The organism is Trebonia sp., from assembly GCF_049794275.1.
Lineage (GTDB): Bacteria > Actinomycetota > Actinomycetes > Streptosporangiales > Streptosporangiaceae > Trebonia.
The window spans coordinates 1-3,249 of the sequence record NZ_JBARCR010001159.1; the positions used below are offsets into that span (position 1 = coordinate 1).

3 protein-coding genes and 1 pseudogene are annotated in these 3,249 nt (G+C 70.3%); 1 reads left to right on the plus strand and 3 read right to left on the minus strand.

Features of this window, described 5'->3' with window-relative positions; genetic code table 11:
- Positions 1–220: OsmC family protein (locus tag WA805_RS28625; protein ID WP_425243880.1), on the minus strand; the 220-nt coding region annotated here is incomplete at its 3' end.
- 23 nt (positions 221–243) lie between these two features.
- Complete coding sequence (locus WA805_RS28630) at positions 244–1,311, minus strand: EamA family transporter (RefSeq protein ID WP_425243881.1); 1,068 nt, start codon at positions 1,309–1,311, stop codon at positions 244–246.
- 85 nt (positions 1,312–1,396) lie between these two features.
- On the opposite strand from WA805_RS28630, the gene WA805_RS28635 reads away from it, so the two are divergent.
- Positions 1,397–1,936: a CGNR zinc finger domain-containing protein gene (locus WA805_RS28635; RefSeq protein WP_422326812.1), complete on the plus strand. Its 540-nt coding sequence runs from the start codon at positions 1,397–1,399 to the stop codon at positions 1,934–1,936.
- Positions 1,937–2,373: 437 nt separating this feature from the next.
- Here WA805_RS28635 and WA805_RS28640 read toward each other — a convergent pair.
- Positions 2,374–3,156: pseudogene (locus WA805_RS28640) on the minus strand (ABC1 kinase family protein); the annotation flags it as partial.
- Positions 3,157–3,249 lie beyond the last annotated feature (93 nt).

Below are 3,249 nucleotides of genomic sequence, written 5' to 3' on the forward strand. Positions count from 1 at the left end.
CGGCGATCGCGAACGAGTCGGGCTCGGCGCGCCGCGACGTGAGGATGTCGACGTCTATCGCGGTGCACGCGCCGATCGCGGTCAGCAGCAGCTCGACAGGCGAGAAGTCCGCCGAGTCGGCCGTGCCTACGGTGATCGTCCCGCCGCGGGCGTTGGTGACGGTGTAATGGCTGTTGGTGATCCGCTCGATCGTCACCTGGCGATGCCTGTCTTCGCTCATGGCTCTCACCCTGCCAGGACCCGTCAGGACTCGTCGAGGCGGACCAGGACGACGCCGGCCAGAATGAGCGCCCCGCCGAGGAACTGCGTGGTGGTCGGCACCTGGTGCAGCAGCACCCAGGCGAACGCCGTGGCGAACAGGACCTCCGCCAGCGCGACGAACGACCCGAGCTTGGCCCCGAGCCGCCGGGCGGCTGCGATGCCCGTGACGTACGCGAAGGCAGCCGCCAGCACCGACAGCCCGAGGATCGGCACCAGCCAGCTCACCTGGTGGTTCAGCAATGTCACGTCCGCGCTGGAGGCCGCCAGCGGCGCCAGCCCGGTCACGCCGGCCGCGGCGAGCACGACCGCCCCGACGATCATCCCGCCCCACGTCATGACCACCGGCGGCAGCGCCTCAGTGCCGGATGACGGAGCGCCGGATGACGAAGTGCCGGTCGGCCCGGCATCGGGCGACTGGGTGCCGGACCATGCGGACAGGATGAAGTACACCGCCATGCTGACCGCGGCGAGCAGCGCCCAGAGCACGCCGACCGGGCTGATGCCGCCGGGTCCCGACAGGTCCAGCATCAGCGCCAGCCCGCCGATCGCGGCGGCGCTGCCGGCTATGGTCAGCCGCCGCGGCCGCTGACCGTGCCGCACCCACAGCCATCCCACTACGAGCAGGATGCCCATGTACTCGATCAGCAAGGCGATGCCCACCGGCATCCGGGAGATCGCGTTGAAGTAGCCGAGCTGGCAGGCGGCCACCCCGACGCAGCCGTAGGCGACCGTCCGCCAGCCCCACCGGCGCAGCAGCGCCCACCGGCCGCGCAGCTGCACCAGCGCGGGCCCGGTGAGGACTAGGGCCGCGATCGACACCCGCGCGAGCACCGCGCCGGCCGGGGACCAGCCGGCGCCGATCAGCGACGTCCCGAACGTGCCCGACGTGCCGAACGCCGCCGCGGACAGCAGCCCGATCACCAGCCCGGTGCCGCGGCTGCCCCTGACGTTACTGGCGGGGGCGTCCACGGTACCGGTGGCTTCGAGGGCGACGGTGTCCAGCGTGCCGCCGCTGCCGGGCTGGTCGTCCAGTGCACGCACGCTGCTCATTCGCCTCTCCTCGCCATCCGGGATGTGTAAGTGGTAAAAATGAGTTACGGTAATGACACTACTCGTGGGCGGCGAAAGAGGTCAAATGCTTTTTGCCCATGACACCGAAGTTTCACTCAACGCGACCGCCGCGCTGATCAACACCGCGCGCGGCGGCAGGGAAGAGCTGCCCGACCTGGCCGCCCTCGACCAGTTCACCGAGTACTGGCGGTGGACCGGCAGTCGCACCCATGACCAAGAGGAACTCGACCAGGTCAGGCAGCTCCGCCCGCGCCTCGCGCGGCTGTGGGACATGACCGAGGACGAGGCGGCCGCCCTCGTCAACACGCTGCTGCGGGATGCCGGGGCGCTGCCGCAGCTGCTGAAGCACGACGGCTGGGACTACCACATCCACGCCACCACGCCGGACGCGCCGCTCGCCGACCGGATGGCGGTGGACGCGGCGATGGCCTTCGCGGACGTCATCCGGGCAGGCGAGCTCGCCCGCCTGCTGGTCTGCGCCGCGGACGATTGCGACGACGTGGTCGTCGACCTGTCCAAGAACAGGTCCCGCCGGTTCTGCGGCCTGACCTGCGCGAACCGCGTCAACGTCGCGGCGTACCGCAGCCGCCGCAGTGCCAGCTGACCGAGACCGGAGTCACCACGGGCCCGTTCGGGATAACTGGTTAAGACCACCGGACGGCTAGCGCGCCAGGCTGTTTCCTCTTCTCCCATCGGAGTGGACGGCGGCGCCTGCACGAACGGCCATATCTCCTCCGCGATCGCTCGCCAGTCGGCGGTCGCGCCGAGGTCGCCGAGCAGCGCGAACATGCCCAGGTTGATGCGCTGCAAGATCACGTAGGACTTGGGGATGCGGGCGTAGGCCGCCAGCGGGTTACGGAAGTCGAAGTACCGGCGGGCGACCGCCGACGCGTACCCCGGGGTCATGGTCCGGGTGCCCGGCGTCCGCACGGTGTCGTAGAACAGCGCCATGTGCTCGATGACCTGCTCGTTCGTGATCGGCGCGCCCCGGGTCAGGAAGTCGGCGTCCTCCATCGCCTTGCGGAACGCGGCGGGGTCGCTGTCCACGCACAGGTAGCGCACCATGTGCACGAGCGGCTTGAGCTCCTCCGGCGTGAAGTACTTGACCAGGCCGAAGTCGAGGAACGTGACGTGCCCGCCAGGGCGGAACAGGTAGTTGCCCGGGTGCGGGTCGCCGTTGAAGGCGTTCATCTCGTACAGGCTGCGGAAGGTGAACCGGTAGATCGTCTCGGCCGCCAGGTCCTTCTCGGCCTGCGGCCAGGTCAGCAGCTCGGCCCAGCGCGCCCCGGTGGCCAGCTCGCTGGTGATGACGCGGGCGGTGGAGAGCTCGTCGACGATCTTCGGCACGGCGATGGTGGGGTGGCCGTCGAAGTAGGCGGCGAACGTGCGCTGGTTCTCGGCCTCGCGCAGGTAGTCCAGCTCTTCGGTGATCCGCTCGCGCAGCTCCTCGATGAGGGCGTTCACGTCCTGGCTCGGGGCGGCGACCCGCAGCAGGCTGCGCAGCAGCCCGACGTTGCCCAGGTCGGCGGCGATCGTCTGGGCGATGCCCGGGTACTGCACCTTGACCGCGACGGCGCGGCGGTCCTTGGTGATGGCGCGGTGCACCTGCCCGATGGAGGCGGCCGCGATGGGCTCGGGGTCCCAGGTGTCGAAAACCTGATCCGGCGGGCCGCCGAGTTCTTCGGCCACGACCTGCGCGGCGAGTTCGGCGGTCATCGGCGGCACGCTGTCCTGCAGCGTGCTCAGCGTGCGGCGGACCGGCGGGGCGAGGCCGTCGTCCACGTAGCTGGCCATCTGGCCGAGCTTCATCAGGACGCCCTTCATCGTCCCGAGGGTGGCGGCGATGTCTTCGGCGTTCCGCAGCGCCAGGTCGTTGCGTAGCTGCTCGCGCTGCTCGCCGGCCGTCGCGAACAGCCG